The 20,048-nt window shown below is 44.4% G+C and carries 28 protein-coding genes; 1 reads left to right on the top strand and 27 read right to left on the bottom strand.

Annotated features, from left to right (window positions below; translation table 11 throughout):
- The first annotated feature begins 97 nt into the window (after positions 1-97).
- Positions 98-1,810, top strand: coding sequence for a methyl-accepting chemotaxis protein (locus B9N89_RS29225; protein ID WP_159455725.1), 1,713 nt, complete (start codon positions 98-100; stop codon positions 1,808-1,810).
- Between the two features lie 396 nt (positions 1,811-2,206).
- On the opposite strand, the gene B9N89_RS29220 is transcribed toward B9N89_RS29225, so the two are convergent.
- The 27 genes from B9N89_RS29220 to bet all read right to left on the bottom strand — a co-directional run bounded on the left by B9N89_RS29220 (position 2,207) and on the right by bet (position 20,046).
- Complete coding sequence (locus B9N89_RS29220) at positions 2,207-2,407, bottom strand: hypothetical protein (RefSeq protein ID WP_132325675.1); 201 nt, start codon at positions 2,405-2,407, stop codon at positions 2,207-2,209.
- Positions 2,400-4,184, bottom strand: a complete 1,785-nt coding sequence (locus B9N89_RS31765; RefSeq protein ID WP_200820818.1) for a hypothetical protein — start codon at positions 4,182-4,184, stop codon at positions 2,400-2,402. The genes B9N89_RS29220 and B9N89_RS31765 overlap by 8 nt, the downstream gene beginning before the upstream one ends.
- A gap of 262 nt (positions 4,185-4,446) precedes the next feature.
- Entirely contained in the window at positions 4,447-5,085 is a 639-nt protein-coding gene (locus tag B9N89_RS29210) for a DNA-binding protein (protein WP_132325673.1), read from the bottom strand.
- A gap of 361 nt (positions 5,086-5,446) precedes the next feature.
- Positions 5,447-6,406: a hypothetical protein gene (locus B9N89_RS29205; protein ID WP_132325671.1), complete on the bottom strand. Its 960-nt coding sequence runs from the start codon at positions 6,404-6,406 to the stop codon at positions 5,447-5,449.
- Positions 6,407-6,446: 40 nt separating this feature from the next.
- Positions 6,447-6,701: a hypothetical protein gene (locus B9N89_RS29200; protein WP_132325669.1), complete on the bottom strand. Its 255-nt coding sequence runs from the start codon at positions 6,699-6,701 to the stop codon at positions 6,447-6,449.
- Between the two features lie 14 nt (positions 6,702-6,715).
- Positions 6,716-8,107 carry a trypsin-like peptidase domain-containing protein gene (locus tag B9N89_RS29195; protein WP_132325667.1) on the bottom strand — a complete coding sequence of 464 codons (1,392 nt, stop codon included), beginning with the start codon at positions 8,105-8,107 and terminating at the stop codon, positions 6,716-6,718.
- A gap of 405 nt (positions 8,108-8,512) precedes the next feature.
- A complete protein-coding gene (locus tag B9N89_RS29190) occupies positions 8,513-8,914 on the bottom strand; it encodes a response regulator (RefSeq protein ID WP_132325665.1) in 402 nt (133 codons plus the stop codon).
- Between the two features lie 177 nt (positions 8,915-9,091).
- The gene (locus B9N89_RS29185) at positions 9,092-9,331 is read right to left on the bottom strand and encodes a helix-turn-helix transcriptional regulator (RefSeq protein WP_132325663.1); all 240 of its coding nucleotides are present in this window, start codon (positions 9,329-9,331) and stop codon (positions 9,092-9,094) included.
- An 88-nt stretch (positions 9,332-9,419) separates the two neighbouring features.
- Positions 9,420-9,980 carry a hypothetical protein gene (locus B9N89_RS29180; RefSeq protein ID WP_132325661.1) on the bottom strand — a complete coding sequence of 187 codons (561 nt, stop codon included), beginning with the start codon at positions 9,978-9,980 and terminating at the stop codon, positions 9,420-9,422.
- Positions 9,981-10,472: 492 nt separating this feature from the next.
- Positions 10,473-10,598 carry a hypothetical protein gene (locus tag B9N89_RS32215; RefSeq protein ID WP_268808947.1) on the bottom strand — a complete coding sequence of 42 codons (126 nt, stop codon included), beginning with the start codon at positions 10,596-10,598 and terminating at the stop codon, positions 10,473-10,475.
- Positions 10,599-11,403: 805 nt separating this feature from the next.
- On the bottom strand, positions 11,404-12,039 hold the full coding sequence (locus B9N89_RS29175; RefSeq protein ID WP_132325659.1) for a hypothetical protein: 636 nt from the start codon (positions 12,037-12,039) through the stop codon (positions 11,404-11,406).
- Positions 12,011-12,676, bottom strand: a complete 666-nt coding sequence (locus B9N89_RS29170) for a hypothetical protein (RefSeq protein WP_132325657.1) — start codon at positions 12,674-12,676, stop codon at positions 12,011-12,013. The genes B9N89_RS29175 and B9N89_RS29170 overlap by 29 nt, the downstream gene beginning before the upstream one ends.
- Before the next feature lie 12 nt (positions 12,677-12,688).
- Positions 12,689-13,057 carry an Aca2/YdiL-like domain-containing protein gene (locus B9N89_RS29165; RefSeq protein WP_132325655.1) on the bottom strand — a complete coding sequence of 123 codons (369 nt, stop codon included), beginning with the start codon at positions 13,055-13,057 and terminating at the stop codon, positions 12,689-12,691.
- 35 nt (positions 13,058-13,092) lie between these two features.
- The gene (locus tag B9N89_RS29160; RefSeq protein WP_132325653.1) at positions 13,093-13,569 is read right to left on the bottom strand and encodes an AcrIF11 family anti-CRISPR ADP-ribosyltransferase; all 477 of its coding nucleotides are present in this window, start codon (positions 13,567-13,569) and stop codon (positions 13,093-13,095) included.
- Positions 13,570-13,684: 115 nt separating this feature from the next.
- Positions 13,685-13,957, bottom strand: a complete 273-nt coding sequence (locus B9N89_RS29155) for a hypothetical protein (protein WP_132325651.1) — start codon at positions 13,955-13,957, stop codon at positions 13,685-13,687.
- Positions 13,954-14,103: a hypothetical protein gene (locus B9N89_RS31610; protein WP_159455724.1), complete on the bottom strand. Its 150-nt coding sequence runs from the start codon at positions 14,101-14,103 to the stop codon at positions 13,954-13,956. Before B9N89_RS31610 ends, B9N89_RS29155 begins: the two co-directional genes overlap by 4 nt.
- 16 nt (positions 14,104-14,119) lie before the next feature.
- A complete protein-coding gene (locus tag B9N89_RS29150) occupies positions 14,120-14,404 on the bottom strand; it encodes a hypothetical protein (RefSeq protein ID WP_132325649.1) in 285 nt (94 codons plus the stop codon).
- A gap of 156 nt (positions 14,405-14,560) precedes the next feature.
- Positions 14,561-14,755 carry a hypothetical protein gene (locus B9N89_RS29145; protein ID WP_132325647.1) on the bottom strand — a complete coding sequence of 65 codons (195 nt, stop codon included), beginning with the start codon at positions 14,753-14,755 and terminating at the stop codon, positions 14,561-14,563.
- Between the two features lie 163 nt (positions 14,756-14,918).
- Positions 14,919-15,788, bottom strand: coding sequence for a hypothetical protein (locus tag B9N89_RS29140; protein ID WP_132325645.1), 870 nt, complete (start codon positions 15,786-15,788; stop codon positions 14,919-14,921).
- Between the two features lie 98 nt (positions 15,789-15,886).
- The gene (locus tag B9N89_RS29135; RefSeq protein WP_132325643.1) at positions 15,887-16,693 is read right to left on the bottom strand and encodes a hypothetical protein; all 807 of its coding nucleotides are present in this window, start codon (positions 16,691-16,693) and stop codon (positions 15,887-15,889) included.
- Positions 16,694-16,772: 79 nt separating this feature from the next.
- Positions 16,773-17,063, bottom strand: coding sequence for a hypothetical protein (locus tag B9N89_RS29130; protein WP_132325641.1), 291 nt, complete (start codon positions 17,061-17,063; stop codon positions 16,773-16,775).
- Positions 17,045-17,434, bottom strand: coding sequence for a RusA family crossover junction endodeoxyribonuclease (locus B9N89_RS29125; protein WP_234996194.1), 390 nt, complete (start codon positions 17,432-17,434; stop codon positions 17,045-17,047). Before B9N89_RS29125 ends, B9N89_RS29130 begins: the two co-directional genes overlap by 19 nt.
- Before the next feature lie 26 nt (positions 17,435-17,460).
- Positions 17,461-18,261 carry a hypothetical protein gene (locus B9N89_RS29120; RefSeq protein WP_132325637.1) on the bottom strand — a complete coding sequence of 267 codons (801 nt, stop codon included), beginning with the start codon at positions 18,259-18,261 and terminating at the stop codon, positions 17,461-17,463.
- A gap of 60 nt (positions 18,262-18,321) precedes the next feature.
- The gene (locus B9N89_RS29115) at positions 18,322-18,597 is read right to left on the bottom strand and encodes a hypothetical protein (RefSeq protein WP_132325635.1); all 276 of its coding nucleotides are present in this window, start codon (positions 18,595-18,597) and stop codon (positions 18,322-18,324) included.
- A 60-nt stretch (positions 18,598-18,657) separates the two neighbouring features.
- On the bottom strand, positions 18,658-18,921 hold the full coding sequence (locus B9N89_RS29110) for a hypothetical protein (protein WP_132325633.1): 264 nt from the start codon (positions 18,919-18,921) through the stop codon (positions 18,658-18,660).
- On the bottom strand, positions 18,918-19,334 hold the full coding sequence (locus B9N89_RS29105; protein ID WP_132325631.1) for a single-stranded DNA-binding protein: 417 nt from the start codon (positions 19,332-19,334) through the stop codon (positions 18,918-18,920). Before B9N89_RS29105 ends, B9N89_RS29110 begins: the two co-directional genes overlap by 4 nt.
- Entirely contained in the window at positions 19,318-20,046 is a 729-nt protein-coding gene (gene bet, locus B9N89_RS29100) for a phage recombination protein Bet (protein ID WP_132325629.1), read from the bottom strand. Before bet ends, B9N89_RS29105 begins: the two co-directional genes overlap by 17 nt.
- Between the last annotated feature and the right edge of the window lie 2 nt (positions 20,047-20,048).

Below are 20,048 nucleotides of genomic sequence, written 5' to 3'. Positions count from 1 at the left end.
TATACACGCAAACAACTTCTGAAGAAATCGCTGATAACGATCAAAGATCATTTATTTTTGGATTGATTGTTTATCAGCGAATAAAAGGAAAATGATGATGGAAGATCTCTCTACCTGGAATATTCTCAAAGACTTAGCGGTTGTCCTAATTCCAATCGTGGCGATTTTAGTTGGGCTTTTTCTAAAAAGGGCTAGGATAAAACTGTATCTAGTCGAGAAGTCGGTACAGTTTAACCTTTCATTGATCGCAACCTGCCTCTTGATGGCTCTTGTTGCCACAAGTATAGTTTCAGAATTCTACATGAATCGCCTAGGCATCCAGATCAACGAACTCGTTACAGAAGATATTCCTTTAATCAAGAAAATATCGGACATGGAACTCAAGCACTTGGAAAAAGTTGTCTGGTTGGAGAGAGCAATCATCTATCAATCGTTGGGAGACGAGACAAGCCTTTCAAAAGCGGTAGCTGAATCCAAAAGGCTATCTAGCGAAATAGAGGAATTGATACTAGCAGCTTTGGAGCTTTCAAAAGAAGGAGTTGAACTTGCTCACAACGAAGCTGCACTGGCAGAATATAGCGGGTTGGTTAAAAAGTTATCGAACTTAGGTGAAGTTTTAGGTGCTTCAAAAAGAGAACTTGAAAAGATATATGAGAGCCTATCTCAGCGTAAGTCATTAAATCGAGAGGATCTAGATAGATTTGACGCATCCCAAGGGGAGTTTAGTAAGCTTGCAAAAAACATACTTTTTGACATTGAGACCTATACTTTACAGACTGGCATAAAAATTAGAAACTACGAGAAGAAGGCTGAAATGAAAATCATGGTCATTGCCTTTGGATCTCTACTGATGGCCATAGGTATAGTAAAAATATCCTCCTCCATTCTGAATACACGACTTGAAGTAAATGCAAGATATCTTGATGAAACTACGGTGCAAATGGGGGGCGCTATTGATTCTCTGGTTAATTCTAGTAGCTCTCTAAGAAACGTGTCCAACGACACAAAGGCTGCACTTTCCCATACGACCAGTGCTATGGCTGAAATAAGCTCCATTAATAAATGTAACTTCGAAAAATTTAAAGATATGCAGACCAGAGCTGAAAGTCTCAAAGTAAAGGTCACCGAATCAAATAGAAATATCGATAGCTTACTTTCTGCTATTGAGACGATTCAAAGCGCAGCTAGCGAGATCAGAAACGTTAGTGAGATTATGAACAAGGTCGACAAAGAGACTAAAGCTATCCACGAGATTGTTTTTAAAACTCAACTGTTATCGGTAAATGCTTCGATTGAAGCGTCGCAAGCTGGAGAGCTAGGAAAAGGTTTTAGCGTCGTTGCGGATGAGATATCGAAACTAGCTAACCTTAGCAGCAGTTGCACCGAGTCTATTGATGACTTGCTGAGCGAGAGTACAAGGCATGTTGAAAATATTTCTCAAAGAATCCTAAATAGTATCGACCGAGGCGTAAGTGTTACCCAAGCAGCCGCTGAGTTGTTTGGAAATATGAATGCGGAGATTTCAGCCCTGGTATCCTCAACTGACGATGCTTTTCAGGCGCTAGAGGAACAAAATGTTGGAGTAAAGTCTGTTGAAGCGTCGTTTCAAGAAATGAATCTGATTGCATCTCGAGAAATTGATCTGTCTCTTGAAGTCGATAAAGTCTCGGAAAGTGTAACCAGTAGTTATATAAAATTGCAAGAAGCCAATAAGAATATCGCAAGCCTGATTGCAGCTAAAAACAGATCTGACAACCCGAATGAAGAAAAGGTATCTGGTGATCTGAACCCTTCCCAAGAAGCGGCGTAATGCTGTTGATGCGGGGGGGTAGTAGATCACCCCAGCCTGCCAGCCTGCCAAAGCCTTGTTAGAGAAAGAAGCTAGCTGTGTACAGATTCAACAGGGATTCCTCAGCTCAAATTGCCTCTATCACTAAGAAAGCGACATTGAACGGGTAGCAACAGGTAGAATATCATTCGCTAACAGTATCAGACGTCATTTTTGATTGTCATAGACAATCCTGTCCAACAAAATCCATATTCTATTTTAGGATCACAAGCTTCGTGACCTTGGAGAGAAAGAGTTGCGTCAGCTTCTTGAAGCTATTGATGTGGAGGTTTTGGGGGAGTAGTGGGAGTGAAGTTTCGATACAAAATTAACCTGGAAAGAAAACTCGATGGGAAGTTCCCATCGAGCGTAAACTATCTACTTGCAGTTACCTTTTCCATCACAGCCTGGCTTGATGCCGTACTTTGAATCATACCCCTTCTCCCAAAGAGACTCCTGCTCTAGCTGAGACTTGTCAGCTTCCAGAGAAGCAATTTCCATATTCTTGCCAATAAGACAAGAGACCAATATTATGTTTGTCGCAACAAGTACGCCAATTAAAACAATCGCTTTATCCACGAGTTGTCCTTATCTTTTTACAGGCACTTTTATTGTTGAATGATTTTTTAGACTTAAAGCTATTAGACTTGAAATCATCGGGGGCAGACTCTAACCCAATAGAGCGGTAATACTCTTTATTAAAAGTCGCGTTTTTAAGTCCCACAGCGCTTATGCCTATGTTTATGTCTTTGAATTTAGAGTTTGAGTAATCACTGTAGACGCTTTCACAAACCTTTTTCGTAGTGCCTTTAGCAAAGTGCAGGTTGTTCGGGTTATTATTAATTGGTCGATCATTCTGAGGATCATATCCAGGATCAGCGGGATTAATTTTTGGCTGTCGCAAATTAACGGCTGTATCATCGCTCGGTTTGCTGTAATCGGGATGATCGAACGTTATAACGGTTGTGTCTTTGGTATCGGTAGGATTATTAGCCTTCTTGTCAGATGTTTTGTTATCAGATGTTTTGTTATCAGATGTTTTGTTATCAGATGTTTTGTTATCAGATGTTTTGTTATCAGATGTTTTGTTATCAGATGCTTTGTTCAAGTCTTTCTTATTTCCGTAGATTGAGTCCAGCCCGTTCGAAAATCGAAACTGCTGGTCACGCATTTCTCGGTCAGCTCGTGCCTCGTTTCTGTTAACATAAACCCCCCAAATATGAGTGGCCCCACCAATCAAAGCGGTAGCAATGGCAGTTCCTGCCGCAAGGCACGCAGTTGCATTGGCAGCACAAAAAGCTGCGCCGGCAGCGAAAATTCCGCCCTCTTTCTTGTGGTCTTCTCTATAGACGATCCCAGTCAAAGAGCCTGTAATACTACCCGTCGGCTCCTTGTGGCCTTTTAAGTCGATTGGCTGATTTCCATCCTGATTTGAAAGACAAGAAACGGCTTCGTGGGCTGAGGGGTTTACCTCTTTGAGCATACTCAAAAGTTTGTCGGAGTCGACATCAGCCAGCTTTGCGCTGGGATTTCCATCTAAAGCGTCGATGAGATCCCTAGTCATTTCTAACTGATTATCACAGGTCTCATAGGAATGAAACTTGCCTTCTGAATCAATTACAAGATCATTGTACTCTTCTATATTGTCCTGAATGTATGGCTCAAGATATTCAATCTTGTCGGATACGTCGACTTCCTTGCCGTACTTTTCGACCAGTTTATCAAACTTTGATACTGTTCTCGAATCGCACTTTGAGTGGAGAGCCATCTGCTTTGGGTTGTTCAAGGACTTCTGGAGAAGTTCTTGGCAAGCATTCTTGTGAGTGTTTGAGCATTGTCCTACATCTCGCATCACTGGAGCTTTTACTGCCGTCAACCCTAAACTAGCAAGTGGAAGTTGTGAAGGAGCAACAGTTGGAAGACTCTTTCCTAGTTCCCATTCGAGCCTTTCAAATCTCTTGGGGTCCACTGCTTTTAGTCGAGCATTACAAGCGATAGTAGGATCTTTCCCCTCGTATAGGGCGTCCAGCACACTTTTCCCTAGATTATAGCCTTTATTGTATATCTTTGGCTGTTTTCTCCAATCAGGGAGTCCATCAGATGGAAAGCCACCGCCGATATTGATGATATTGGGTTGCCCTCGTCCTCCGCCAATGCCTGAAGACTTTGTGCCGATGAATGAACCTTCGATACGCAGGCTCTTATCGCCTGGCACGTTCAGTTTTCTATGAATATCAAGATCCCCAAGATTAAACTTTTTAAGTTTTTCCTCTGCTAGTCTAAAATTTGGTGCAGCCCGAACAACTGGCTCAAAGAAAATAAGATAAGCAAGTGCGCTTGCCATAGCTCGTTTCATTATCATTCCTTTTTGGATCTAAGAAATACATTGCTGTTACCCGTCAGAATGGGCAGGTGAAGGCTTTCTAATCTAAAGGGACGAGCAAGGCAAGGAAATTCGAGAGTTGGTTTGAGATATTTCCCTCACAAGCAAATATGGCATATGATTAGGTCTTTAATCATTTAATCTATTGGACTTTTGACTGTGAGTTACAATCGAAACTCTCGATCAAAATTATCAGGATTAAGTGCAAAGATGAATTATGCATCTTAGAGCCCGGTTAGCTTCTAGCACTAGCCTCAACCACAGCCTTTTCTCGCTCAAGGCGCGATACATCCTTGGCTAACTCCTTGACTTCACCCTTCAGCTCGCCATTCTCCGTTAATAAGCGATCATGATTCTCCTTAAGCGTCTCGAACCTAGCATTTGATTCTGCTGCTTCGATCTTTGCTGATGATGCGACATCGGTAGCCGTTTCGATGCGATCGCGGAGCTTATGGTTTTCCTCTTGCTGGGCTGTGAGCTGCCCTTGGGTGGTTTTAAGCCCCACTTCAAGCTCGCCGCGCTTTCTCTTTTCCCCATCAAGCTCATCTTCAAGGCGCGAGATTTCATCCGCTGATTGTTCGAGATGGCTTTCGAGTTCTTCGATCCGGGCTTTTAGATCTTCCTTGGCTTTCGCCAGTGCGACTTTGATCTCGTTGGCGATGGCATTTTTAAGACCCGCCGAGAGCGTATCCACATAGCTGGCGTCGGCCTTGTTGTCTTCGCCGTGACGCCAGGCGTTGAGGTGGGCGGTGATTGTCCCAAAAGATCCGGTGCCGAGCTCGGCTCTGACCAGTCTCACGGTTGGGTTGATGCCCTTGTTGCGTAATTGAGCTGCGACGGCTGCCACGTCTTCAAAGCTGATTCCGGTTCTCATATGTAACGTAACTCAATAATGTTTCATAACGATACGTTATGTTATGATATAAGTATGCAGAATTGTCAAGGCTTTTGTCGTGAAAGGCCGGTGGAGACTGGCTTGAGGGCTAGTTGATCCTAGGGGGTTCGGTGGGTTGTTATGGGGAGGTTTTGGCGTGTTGTTTCAGATGTACTGCAATAAGATGCCAAGTAAGCACCCTTATAAGTTTTAGGGGGGTCAACGGAATGGCTAGAAACGTAAATTCAAGAATTGAGAAACTACTGATTTGGATTGTATGCAACGAACCAAAGCTTCACTTCATAAGTACTTCGCTAAATCTCAACCTTCCTGAGGGGAAACCTTTCAACTATGGAGCACCCTATCCTATAAGCGGCTCCCAAGAGGTTTCCTTCTGAAGCCCTCGCAACTCTTCTAGCATCGATTCATCAGCTTTATTGGCTTGATTCAGTAGAAGGTCGTCACGGGCCACATCGAAAAGATCTCCCACGTAGCTTACCAAATAAGCCTTCTCAGGCCCAGAAAGCTGAAACTTTCGACCGTAGTGCACCATGTAATCAGATATCTTTTTGAACCCATTTGGGGTCAAGCTCTCGAAAATATCGTTTAGAATACCCCGATGAACCATTACTTCTCGATCGTTGCTAAAGCAGTTCAGCACGAACAGGTCATTTCCGGTGATCGTAAGTACAGTGTAGTATAAGACCTTTCCATCCTTCTGGGCTGCAAAAGTAAACATCAGATAGCGACCAGCAATGAACCACCGTTTTTCTAGGTCAAACTGCTTCTTGAGTTCCGAAAATGTGAATGGGAACATGCCAGGGCTACCAAAGCTTAAGATGCGGTTCTTGCCATCTAGATCATCAATGGGACGACGTAAACTAACCCGTCCCATTTTTCTGTGGGCCCTCCATGCTCGATATAAAAGAGCCTTTTCGTGCTCACTAGGTAACTTCTCATCAGTCCACCCAATGACTTCGATAAAGACCTCTAGGGAACTCATGAAGCTCTCTCCGTCAGAGGCGTCTGCAAACCTAAGTTCTTTGTAGTGACGTCTCGCCTGCTCATCAAGCTTGCCGATCAGAAGAATCGCACGATCGAAAACTATAGAGGCATATGGCGCCCCTGGAATAACTAGGAACTGAATAGCGACAAGGCGTGGTCTATCAAGAGCGGTTACATATTTTCTTGCAGAAGCGAAACCGCTCTTGGTGCGGAGATAGAAAAGAAGAAGCTCCTCGCCATCGCTCTCATCTAGAGAGTCTTGGCCGGGAGCGGTGTCTTTTGAGAATTTTGTTAGGAAGCGATTGAATAGTTTCACCTAGACCTCTAAGTGCTTTTTTGAACTATTCTATCATGGTCTATCTGGACTCTTCAGGAACTGTTTCGCCTTTCTTGAACAGATCGCCCAAGACTGGATCGGTATCGCCATCGAGAACCTCTATATCGCGTCCTGTGTAGCCAATAAACAAGCCAAGAATGACTAGCAACGAAGATGTAAGGCTCTCAAACCATGAATAGGCGTCTGAAAACAATGAAAAAATCAATCCAAAGCCGATGATGTAGATCGGCCCTTCGATGTATACTTTTCTGATCTTCTTACGGTTCTTTTTCACTTCTTAAGAATCTCCTATGGAATAGCTACTTTTCCAGGGTCTGGATTGGGCGGCGGTGAAACGATACCACCGCCACTGCCAGGGGGCGTGGGTCTATAATATTCCTGAACTACTTGACCCTGATGTTCTAAAATTTTCGCTCTCAATCTTTTTAGATTGTATTTGTATAAACCTGCCTTTCTCAGATAAGCCTCGATTTTAGGCCATTCTTGCTGACCAGGTACAACTGGTATCCCATGCACACGCCAATTATCGCCCCATATTTTCATAATAGAGCCGCCCATCAGAGATGCTAGAAATTCGTCATTGCTTAATGAGTATTCGGATTCGCCGTGAATCACTACACACCAATCGCGGTCGTAGTAGACTGTTGGATTCTTACCATTCCAAATTGATCTTTGAGATCCGCATTCGTAGACGATCGTCCCGGGCCCGCCATTAATAGGTCCAATAGGTTCATTACCTGCACTGCCACCACCGCGAGGCACGATAAAAATTGTGTGACCATTTTGCCCTGGTATCGGCTTATCGAGCTTAATATCTGCCTTATCTTTACCTTTACCGTTTTTCTGAGCCAACTGAGCCTTTAAAATCTCTTTTTGGAGATCGTAACCGTGTTGTTTCTCAAGTTTCAAAAGTTCGTGATCCCTATTTTTTTGACCTTCCTCATTCTTCATTTGCTGAAGAATTAGCTCTCTTTGTGTTTGCTGATAGTTATCAATCATTGTATTCGTTAAACCAGCAATATAGCCCGCTGCGCCAGCGACAGCTCCCCAACATTGCGGGGCTGAATAACATGCCCTACCGGCTTTAAGTATGAAGGGAATCACCTGAATCGCCTGCTTATCAGCAGCAAACTTATGTTCCACATACCCAAGCGTTGACACATCGGCAGCATAAAACATGCCCTGCCCGACCTTGCCAAGGTGAACGCCTACAACTTTTCCGTCCTTCAAAATGGGAGATCCACTATTGCCAGGAACGGCTGGAATACCGTGAGCAAAGACACCATCCTGAACGGTGACCTCACCATCTACATCAACATTAAGGAAACCGTATTTCTCTGACTGTTGAACATTGCCATGCCGATCAATCATAGAGATTTGATTATCTACAGTCAGAACTTCAGTTTCGAGCTCTAGGTACTCCCAGATGTAGCCATCGACCTCAAGCCGCACTACATCAGACTCCGGGTAATCTTCTGTAACTCCCACAATACGATGTTCGTATTCGTCGTAGGTGAAGACCCCACCAACGTCTGGGCTCCAGCAGTGCTTTGCTGTCATGACTTCGTTGTTAGAGACCGCAAAGGCCGTACAGCGAAGCTCGCTACTGATGGTGCCAACTGAAGCCATCAAGGACCCACTAAACAACATGCTTCCTAGCAGTATGAGAGACTTGGACATCTTATCCTCGTTAAGTAGAACCAGAATTTCTAAACGAGGCATAATAGAATCAAGCTACGAGAGCAATTAGGGGAATTTGGTATGTCTCAAAAACAAACCATTATGGTGAGAATTTGGCATGCAACTGATTATATTGACTATCTTTTGATTGAGAGTAACTAGGGATAACTTTTCTAAACCAATGCTAGGTCAGGAGATGACGGTGATGTCGAGGAGATTAGCTCATCGGGCACTAGACGTAGTACCGGTTTGAATGGTCAAGCTAACTTAGTAGGTTTCTAAAGTCACCGACGCTCTGAGTCGCTCAGTAGGTCACTTGAGGTAGCAACTAGCCTTAAAGAGGGTATTGACGCTCCAAAAAGCCACTCTCTACATCGTCAATCTCCACCTAATAGACTACTGATCTCAACGTTTATCTTTTTTTTGGGTCAAGGGGTAAAAGGCCACTAATTTCTGGATCGAAGTTTTCAGGTCACTTTCTGATAGTGGTTTTCTCAGTAGATGAAAAAACAAATCGTTGTTCAATTCGAATTTTTCAATTGATTCTAAGCTAGCCCCTGAGACAGCTATCACTGGCATATGTGGATCTATAGCCACTATTTCATGTGCTAGATCAATTCCGTTCATTTCAAGCATCATGATGTCTGTATATACTGCATCAACCGTAAAGAAACAAGACTCATCCCCTAAAACCTGGATAGCTTCCATACCAGTGGCAACAATATATGTATCATGACCTAAATCTCTAAACATCTCAGAGATGACTAGCGCAACTTCCTCATCATCGTCTACGACAAGAAAATTCATTGCAGAGGACTCCTTATGAGTTCTTAAATATAGTTTTCATGTAGTACGTTAGACTCTTTGGGAATTTTAGCATACATTGAGATTATAGGTTTACGGGGTAATGATTCGTCTCGGTTCTTCTCAAGCAAGCTTTCGAAGTGAGGTTGCTGGCCTGATCTGGCTTGGTTATGGTGAGTTCTAACGTACAACGAAGTGCAAAAACTTGACAAGAACCTCGGGCTTAGAATTAACGTCAAGCTTTAAGAACAAGTTCTTAAAATGAATCCTAACGGTATTCGGCGAAAGACCAAGGCTTTCAGAAACTTCCTCTCCGCTGCACACCCCATTGACAAGATGTAGTAGCACATCTTTTTCACGCCTAGTTAATGAATACTTGGTAGAAAAAACTGCGACTTCATCATGATACTTCAGATCCATCCATAATCCTCGTGGTGGTTGATCGCCTAGAGTGAGGATGATTATACTTTCTGCGAAAGGGATGCAATAGGTTTTGAATCCTCAAAATTTAGACTCCCCACTCCATATACTCGCGAAAGCCCTTCATCGCTTCCTTCTCAACCGTCTCCTCAAACTCCCAGTGAGGCTTGTAGCTTTTCTTACCTGTGAGCAGATAGAGAAGCTTCAGACGTTTGTTGTTCCTGATCCTCATATAGATGCCTTCAGTCCCAGGATTGGGGTTCCTTGGATCATTCTTCGAGGATTTGAAGATCCGGTCCTTGTTATTGAGGATATAGCGCGGTTTCTTAGCTCTTGGGACCAGTGACTTTTCAGAACTCCGCACCCCCTTAGGAATCGCAAAGCGGTGGCTACCTTTGGAGAACGCTCCACCATCCTCCTGTTTTGTCATGAAGGCATCACGAGAATAGACCTCAGCAAAGGGGCGATCAGGATAGGCCTTGCGGTAGCGAATGCCTCGTTTCACATAGCCATTGCGGAGGGTGAACTTCTTAGGGAGTTCTTCTCTGACTGCAAGCGCGGCATCAGCTGCTGCTTTTGAAAGGGCTTTGGCTGTGTCGCGGGTGATTTCTTCCTTGAGTTCGTTAAGATTTGGAGTATCAACTACCAATGGTTTTCCTTAGTATTCAAGATTCAGCGGACTTGAGAAGGTATATTACTTTGATATTTCGTTTCAGGTGATGACATTCGATCGGAGATTGTGCGCAGTGATAGAGGTCAAAGTAGAGATTGAGCAAACTCTAGAACATTTGGGACTTGATGCCTAGAGTTTACTATTAGGGCGAATATGAGATTAGCTCAGCTCGATAGGGGACTAGCTTTCTTACTTATATTGTAAGCAACTTTCGTACCTACCAAATATTTCAGATACATAGAAAACTATCGCATTTTCATCATCAAAGCCACGAGTGAATAGTGAAAGATGCTTTCTAGTATTCTTGGTACTATAGATTCGATCTGTTAATATACGCTTTCTGATGCAACAGTTGCATTTCTATTATGGTGGATAAGACCTATGAATTGTTGCTAGAGATGCACAGTGTTATGACTTAAGGTTAGAGATAAATGTTTTAAAAACGTTCGCTCTAGCATCTCACCGTTTTTAGAGAGTCTCCTCCTTACAGCAAGCAGCATCGGCTGCCTCCCTTGAAAGGGCTGAGACGGTGTCCTTGGTGATGTCTTCTTTGATGTCTGATAGATCATCGGTTTGAGGTGTGATTTTAATCACTTATCACCTTACTATATCACAATAATTCAAGAATAAATTTGTTGTAGGAGAAGACCGACGAACCCTGCTCATGGTCATCAGGCTAGTTCTTGGAGGTTTCTCAAGCCTCCTTTTTCTAGCATTTTTACTCTAAAGTAAGAACTAAAGTCTAAATTTCTTTAGACAGATTTCGATTAATGAGGCGTCATTACCAATCATTTACCAAGATGATTCACGAGTGGAGGCTATCTGGCCTCCATTTTTTATCGAACAATCCCAACTCAAGACACCATACAGCCGAAGGTTTGTGCAAAAAGATTGCGATGGGAACCATTCGAGTTCATACTATTGCTAGTCACAATAGGAGCTGGCCTCCGACTACCCAACAACAGCCAAGCTCTTATCCTTTCGCATCGTCCCGACCTTTGGGTGATGCCAGAAGTAGCATTTCGGGGTTTCCTTCAGTAGCGTTAGTTCGTCAAAAAAATTCTTGGCAGCATCCTCAAGTCCATCTGAACTGTCAGGTTGCTCGTTCCGCATTTTTGCGGAATGAGGATTATGTTGCCTAAACCCGGTGATAATTTACGTCCACTTTTTTGTGGATCGTAAAACAGTCAATATTTTCAGAACAATACTTTAATTTTAGGGAAGACATTTTGGAGTCTCTTGTTGGCAGAATTTACAATTATCATTTTTGGTAATCGTAAGAAGCGTCTCTGTTACGCGTGTTTCTTTTAGCACTCGTAAGAAGCTCCCCTGTTAGCGTTCTTAGAGTCTGCTCGTTCGACTTTTTTGTCGAATGAGGATCCACTCACGATATTACCCCCTAGATCCCTAACCGATCCTTTAGTTCGCTTCTCGTCAAGTTATGTTTGAGAGTGCTACAAATCGCATCTAGATCTATTCTTGTCCTGCCTTCATTGACCTCGATTACATTCCTCTCGATGTCCATTCCCACCTTGGTAATTTTTCTAGGTTGTCGACGACCTTTTTTAGCAGGTTTCGCGATAGAGGTTACAAGACTTTTCTGCTCGGCTATTGATCGAATCTTGCCGCCGCCAAAAACCATATTAACATCAGCAGATGAAAGCTCAGCTAAAGGTACTTTTTCCTTGGTAAGGGTCTCGCGATTGAGGACATCCACCCTTTTGGTTTCGAGGAGGCTTTTTTGTTGATCAAGTGGCAGGCCCGATAGAGCATTCAAAAGTGTTTTCTGTCCAGCAAATTCAACGACAGCATGAGCGTCAATCTTCTTATGGGCAATCATTTTAATGTAGACTGATAAGCTGGACCTTAAATCACTAAGATCCTCGCCTCTTGTCTCAAGCTCCTGCCAGATAGATGCTAAATAATTCAGATGATCAGCAGTTACCTCAAGGGCCCTAGAAAAATGCTTCTTGAGGTCATCAGTAGACATTGATGCAAGCCTAGCTTTACCGACTTTCCGTAACGTCATTTTCATCTTGATCTCCTTTTACTTTGCTTTTTAGTTTTTCTGACAACGCCATAAAAGACAGAAGCTCTTTCTTCTTATAGTGCTCATTTCTGCGCTTGCGGCTCGATCTTAGCCACTCCTGATACTTCTTAGGGTCTTTCTCTTTAATTTCCTCTAGCCACAATCTCCTCCAATTATTGCTATCGCGGTTCCTTTTAGTTCGGATAGCGTCCCTTGCTTCTTGGGAGAGATCTTTTTCTCGCTCCTTCATACGGGCGTAACGCTCTTTGTTATGAGCTGGGTCATTTTCGAGGCGTCTCTGGTAAATCTCTCGGTTGTGAGCTGGAGCTTTTAATACCTTTTTCGAATAGGCCTTAAGAGACTTTCGTCGAGCTTGCTCTTTTCGACATTCCTCAGAGCACGTATTTCGCTTAACACTGAATGATTCATTCTCGATCTCTGATCCACATATCACACAAGGTCCCCGACGGCAGACTTTACATGCAGGGACCTCTCCCTTTACTAGAGAGGCTTGATTGACATCAAGCTGCCTTCCGCAAGTGCATTGACATAGCCATACCTTTACGTTGTTTCGACCATGTTTGACCGAACCAACTTCCCTAATCAGAGTTAAGCTTGAATAAGTATCTCCAGGTACTGGCATAGAACATCCTCTCTAAGTTTGATCTTGCTCAATTATCTCAGTTTCCTTCCAGCGGAGCGCATTATCTTCAGCTGCAATCTGCGCAGAAACCGATTGAGCAATCTTCCATTTCAGAGGACCGGCTTTAGTCTTCTTTCTAAACTCAGAAAAGTCTTCAAAGTAGGTATACATAGGATCGCCTTCTTCATATTCTACTTCGAGCAGATCCTGGCGAATCAAAGCTAATTGTTGCATGTGTTCAATAACATGGAGAGGTATCTTGCGATCACCCTTCTCCCAGCGCTGCCACGTTCTAGGTTCACATTTACCAACTATCTCTGCAGCTTCGTTAACTTCGAGGAATAGCAACTTTCTTATCTGTTTTAGTTCTAAATTAGTCACTGGATCTCCGTATTAGAGTTGATTTCGGGGGATTACTACCGAAGCTCTTTTAATGTTGGCTGCACCTGAGTCACGTCCACAAAATACACTGCGCCTTGCTCATCTTCCATTAAACAAGCTTTATAACCCAATGCTTTGGCACACTGCGCCGTCATTAGTTGTAACCACCAGCTAAACTCGGCGGTACTTTCATAGTCTTGCGATTCTGACTTCTCTGAGATTAAATCGTAATAGCTAGAAGATTCGTCGAGTAGGTCTTGAGCTTCTTCTTCGTCTATTTCGATTGGACAAGCATCAATGACCTTCTTGACGATAGCATCAAGCTTATCTGCTTCATCGACATAGAACAAAGACCTTGCTCTTATAACGTCAGAGTCGTCAAGCTCCACTGAGTAAACAGCTTTGACATCGCCCATAAGATATTCATCTTGTGAAAAGCATAGAAATTCACCAAATAGGCCTTTACTGTGAAACTCTTCGATTACCTGTGGCGATGTGTGAAGGACTTCCATATTCTCTCCGGTATTGAGAACCTACAGACCATCATGGTCGCAATTGCGACCATTTGCAAGTCATTTCTGAGAAAAGTTCGAGACTACGTATATTTATGGTGTTTGAAGGGTCTGGCTAGATCCAGACTTGATTCAAAGCAAACCGCCGAAACTTCTCAATGATCCTTGCCCGGTTCTTTGCCCCAACCCTCTGCCGGACCTCCCTGATACACTCACGAACTCTACGTCGAGGGACATCGTGAGCCTTCGAGATTTCGGTGTCTTGATACCCATGGAGCAGATACTCCAGAACGAGTCGATGGTAACCGCTAAGCCCAAAGCGGCTAGTGAATCGCTCCACCAGGTCAAACTCCTCGTCAGGGTCGATCCCCGCGATGATTGGGTTCAATTACTTTCTCCCATGAACACATTGAAAAGGGCTAAGGATGCTGCCACTCCAATCGCAAGACCAAAGCCAAACATCTTCCAGGCAAATGGTGTCAGTGCTGCAAACTTACGTTTGGATCGATAGGATTTGTGAATGGGTGACAGCATCTGGTAGCTCCTTAGGTTAAGCTGCGATTGGTGTGGAAATGATGTCTTCAGCAGTATCGAGCAGGAATCTGGCTAAGCCGATACCCTCGATCCCATCAAGGTCAAGAATCTCATCATCTACTAGTGTAATTCCCGAAACAGCAACGGCAAGCTTTCTTTGGAAGTCACCATCCAGCAAGAGCTTTGCGATATCGGTGTAGCTTAGACCGTCGCCCCTTGCCTCCTCGTAGATGAACTTTGTAATCGCAGCAACCAGTGATAGCATTTCGGTTAACTCCTTTGTTCCGTGTTTCTGAACCATTTTTTCTCCATGTTGTTATTAAAAGCCAGCTTTGGGGCTGGGAAATTCTTGGGTGGCATTGTCATTACTTCTCTTTCCTTACTCGATATAACATTCTGTTTTTTAGGGTATTTTCGCTTGCTAACAACCAATGGTTGTGACCAGACGACGCGCCTCCTATTTGGTTTCTACAAAGAGAGTTGCCCGAACCGCGCAGTCTTTAGCTTCAAGAAGCTTTCGAAGTGCAGCCGTCGATTCAGGATTGCGAGGTAACTTTTCCAGCTCCTGGGCGAGATCGCAGAACGGTTTAGAGATTCTCTGCAATCGTGTTGGAAGGTGATCGTATGTGAAAAACTGCATCAGACTATTCATTGCTTTTTCCTTTGTTATTAAGCTTATTTACTGGGACTTCGAGACAATTTGTCCCGCAGTCATGACTGACTTTGGATGGATAACATGATGTTCTAATAGCTCTTTTCGGGTGGACAGGACAATCTGTCCCGTACTGATGGCATGGACTCCAGTAGACGCTAAGCTATCGTTTTTGTTCAGAAGCCCAAACGGGATCGCGGTCACATGTTCTACTAACTCTGATAGGAGCACTGAAATTGCCGATCCAGCTGCTAAAGTAGTAGTGCCTGCCCTTGTGCTCCTTTAGGTAGGTGACATCATCAAAGAAGACACTAGCTGCCTCGCCAAGATCCAGATCTAGATACCGAGCCTTCGGGCCATCTGAGGCTTTGGGTTGATTGCTCTCGCGAAGAAAGGCGCCAACAACAAACTCTGGCAAGCCCTCAAAATACATTCTCGAAATCGCACCAATAGTCATCGGCTTTCCTGATCCGCTCGATCCTTTAGATAGCCTGGGTTTGATGTAACCGTCTAGAACAGGCGACAAAGGGAGTGAAGCCAGGACAAGCTTAAGATTCTTCTCGGCGGTTTTCTTGGCATTGTAGCAAGACAATAGTTCTGAAATGCTTTCCACAGGAACAGAGTGGCCTTTTAACTCTTTCTCAAGGTCTAACAGCAAGTCCGAGTCGATGAGTGAACTACCGTTTCTCTCCTTCATCGATAGCTTGATACACTCAGTCAAAAATCGGCGCATCTCATGCCCTGCTTCCTTATGGCCGTTGGCAATGATCTCCATTGCAACTTGAACTGTGGTAGAAATTTCCTTTCGATAAGAGGCTCCAATTTCTCGTTCGACATTTTTGTCGAACGAGAAATAATCAATGTTTTCAGTATAGTATTGAAGCTTCCTGTGAGCCCACTTGTTGAAGTCGATACTTGTCGCTATTCCACCTTTCTCTGCTAGAGTTTGATAGATGTCCCTAAGGTTGACTTTGTCGTCAAGATTGATTGGCTTTGAATTCACAAAATCTACCGATACTATTTCTGCTTCCATTGCTTTTCCTTTGATTAATATATTTCTGCTTAGGGTTGATGTCGGTTTTCAGTCAGGGCACCAAATGCTTCCGCTGCCATATTGAGAGACTTGTCGGTTCAACCAGCTCTCATTTTCGCCTTTGACTGAAAGATCCTACCGCCCACCCTTGGATGAACTCTGATAATTGTTTTTGGTGTTTCCTCGACAATCTTCGCCTCATCGAAAAAACGCTTAGCCACAAACTCAAGCCCAGCCTTTTTATAGGGCCGAGACATATTGGTCTCACCCTTCTCATTTTTATGCTGGAAATGACCTTTTGGATGGTGCGCACCGCTTAATACACCTCGAACGATCTCTTTCGATATCCCAGGAAAGTGAGTTGCAGCTATTTCGGAAATCGTCATGCAGTCGCTAGGAAATTCGTCTTCCTTGGAGAGAGCCGCTCTGACTTTAACATCAATGGCCTCGTCCGATGTGTTCAGCTGGATTTGCTTGATCTTTTCATCTTGCTCCAGCTGATGCTTTCGCATTTGAAGCATAGCTGCTAGCTGTGCCGAGACCGGATCATGCCGTGCTTGCTCTTCCAAAGCTTCTACTTGACTATGTGTTCGGACCAGAAAAGAAAGATAAGCACTGCCCAAAGCATTGTTCCAACGAGCGACAATAAATCTCGCCGCGTCCACAGTGAAGACATACTCTTGGAAGGGCAAGCCATTAATATCATTAGCCCTGACAAATGTCAGGGCTGTCAAATTATTCAACTCCAGCTCATCTAGAAGCCCTCTTTTAGTTAGCTTCCTTCGCAAGTCTGAGTTTGAAATTCCTAGGCTAGCTGCAATCTCACTAGCATAAAGGCCAAGCTTCCCATCAAGCTCAGGCTTGGGGCTGGGTTCGATAAATGATGATTTTTCTAAACTTGTCATGTTTCTTCTCACTGTAAGTTAAAGTTTTTTAAAGTTTTTTAGGAACTTCACAACCAGTGGTTGTGAACATAAGGCGTATCTATCGCCGCTCATTCCGAACAGCCATCTCGCGGCGAATTTCAGCAACCTGAACATTGAGGGTCTGAAGAGACTCGATCACACCAGCCATCGCATTGAAGACTGGTTCAGCAGCGGCGATCTTTTGCTTGAGCGCACTGATCTCTTCGGTTACCTCATCGATCTCACGTCTGAGAACATCCTGAACAACAAGCCGCGATACTAGGACCACAGTCCCAAGACCCGTCGTGCCGAGAGTGAAAACTCCACCGGGAATGGTAGAAAGAAACGTCTCTATTCCTGAAGCTGCCATAGTCTAAACTCAATCCTTCCCGGTCCATCGGTAAACATCTTTCGGTACCGCCCATCTGAGATACGCGAATCGTTCGTCCATAAAATCCCCTCTAGTGCATCTTTGAAGAGCTTCGTATAGTTATCCTCGTCGGGTTTGGTATCTGCCCAAACCTTGGACTTTCTTTTCGAAGCAGGCCTACGACGGTAATAAACAACATCTAAGCCAAGGGGCCCGTCTAGTGGGGCTCCGCGGTAGTTCTCTTTGATGTAATCTCTAATGGCTTGCGCCGCGTTTCGGACCTTTGCTGGAGTGTAGGCCCTTCCCCTACCCCACTTGGTGGAGTTCTTCGGGGTTGGTTCGACAGGAACAGTAAATGAGATATCAGGCAACAGGTTCCTCAAATAGGTTTTTGACTCTAATACTTGTATTCTCGCATCGTCCCCGCCAGAGGGTGATGCCATATGATGGTTTTGGCGGTTTCTTTTAAGACCTTTCGCTCAGAGAAAAGCTTATCCGCAGCTGCACCTAGACCGCTCTCCTTCCAAGGGTGGGAAACCGTGCGCAGGCCATTGTCATCAATATGGACATGGCTGCCCCTCGGATGGCCAAGAGCATTGAGATAGGTCATGACCTTAGCCCTTGCCACCCCAGGAAAATAGTCGGTTAAGATCTCACCAACTCTTATGCAGTCATCAGGAAAAGTCTGATGGTCAGTTAGTGCTTGCTCGATCCTAGACTCAACCAATCTTGGAGTCTCGACCTCGACTCTATGCTCTACATTGGAGAGGCGTTGGTTCTGGCTAGATATCTCATCAAGCATTCCCCTGAGGACTTCAATATTGTTTGTCGGTCTTGTATGAAACTCGTAGGCTTTTTCTGCCACGGCCCACAGTTGATTGTAAATTGCCCAGGCCGAATCGGAATGGATGACCTTAGCTAACGCCCTTATGGTTTCCTTGGGGAGAAAGGTCGCGCGGTTGATCCTTTGCCCTATAACCCCTAGATTTCTCAACTCTTTTAGCTTGGTCCTGACAATCTGTGAGGATTCCAAATTGTGTCTTTTGAGGTGTTGCCAAATCGCAGTCTCTTGAACTTCGAAGATTCTCGCTGCCTCTGTTAATAGCATTCCTTCTTCATCGCCCAGCTTGATTAGGTCAACGAGTAGATTCTCGTTTTCTACCTGCACTGACTTGGCGTTAACTTCAATAATACTCATAGCTATCCTAATCCTTTAAAATAGTGAGGCCGAGGCCTTGTTTCTTACGCAATAGGCCCATCAAGAGGCTTTCAGTTCTAGGATCTCGACGTTATCCTCTTCTTTTTTCCTACGAAGGTTCTCAGCCTGAATATTCTCTTTCTGCTTTCGCAGCTTCTTAATATACGAAGTGAATTCATCGCCAATGGTTTTCTTGATCCGAGTGATAATTTGTATCTGCCCATCGATGGAAACAATGTGATCCTTGATTTCGTCTTCGTTGAAATCGTAAATAGTTTCTTCGCTGATCTGCTTAAAGTCATCGTTAAGCTCGCATATTTTCTCGTAGCTGATCATAGTTACGCTCCCAAATCACGCATTGGATTTTTAATTATTCTATTATTGCATTAGATTATTCTATCTATTCGACCAAGTATTAACGACTTTGCTTTCTTGGTGACTTCTTATAAGTGAATCCATCCGCACCGCTTCATCCTCTGAAATCTTAGAGAAGAAGCAAACGATTGGATAGCCACCACCTTGTTTCCGCTTCATCAAATCACCTAGAACATCAGCAAATGGGAAGTCACCCTCTGAGGCTCTGATACCATATCCTTCAGCACTAACTGCGGCGTTGACCTTATCTAGATACTTGTAGTGATAGTAGTAGTATTTTCTCAAAACGGTACATCCATATCGTAGCCGCCTGGAGCAACATCAGCTGGCGGATTAAAGTTCGCTGCAGTGTCTTTAGCCTCCGCTTGCCCTCCTCCAATAAATTGAACCGTCTGAGCTATGACTTCGGTCGAGTAACGCTTCTGACCATGCTTATCCTGCCAGCTTCTGGTTTGGATTCTACCCTCGACATAGACGGTGCGGCCCTTAGCCAGGTACTTTGCGCAGTTTTCAGCCTGCTTATTCCAGACGATAACCCTGTGCCATTGGCTAGCTTCTTTGCGGTTGCCTGCAGCATCGGTGCGCGTCTCATTGGTTGCAATGCTTAGAGTACACACCGGAGCTCCCGATGCGGTGTAGTTTAAATCTGGATCTTGACCCAGATTGCCAAGAATGATTGCCTTATTGATTGACGCCATAGCCGGCCTCCTTTAGCCAAAGTTTTAGTTTTTGTCCTAGTTCACGGTCAGGGGTTCCATCGAGGAAGGTAGCCACTTCATCAAAGCGGCTAGGATCGACACCAAGGGCTGAAAGCTTTCTATTGAGACCCTTCCTGCGACTGAGGTCGCTTTTGCTAAACCTTGGCTCTTCTAGAGCTTTTGGTTTATGGACCTGGATTGGTTCATCATACTGAGGAGGCATCTCCTCTCTGATATAGAACTGGCCTAGGTCCTGGGGAAAGGCTTTGCGAAGGGCTTTAGCCTCGGCGCACTTTTCGAGCATGGTCCTTGGTTTGGATTGCCAAAAGCTTGTGGGCCTGCCGTTTTTTTGCTGAACCTGCTCGTCATAAAAGGCCATGCCAGAGAAGTTTCCAGTCTCACCACTCTTTAGGTTCCGGCGGACCGTAACCGTACAGGCCTTGCCACCATCGGTAAAGATTGGCTCCGAGCAACCAGCATAGTCACCCGTTCGATGAGCAATGAGTCTTAAGGAGTCAATCGAGAGAATAAAGGCGGGCTTTGCAGGTCCGTCTTTGCTCCGATACTTCACAAAATAGATCTGATTTGCTGCTGGGTTCAGGCCTCGCGCCCTGCAAACACCAATAAAGTGTTCAAACTCTTGGTCCGTCGCCCCCTTTGCATAGTGCTGCTTGATGTAGTCTTGCTCTGTTTTAGATACTAAATGCCCCATCG

Origin of the sequence: Pseudobacteriovorax antillogorgiicola (genome assembly GCF_900177345.1) — a bacterium.
GTDB lineage: Bacteria > Bdellovibrionota_B > Oligoflexia > Oligoflexales > Oligoflexaceae > Pseudobacteriovorax > Pseudobacteriovorax antillogorgiicola.
Note: the sequence above shows the minus strand (reverse complement) of the source record. Positions and strands in the feature narration are given on the sequence as shown.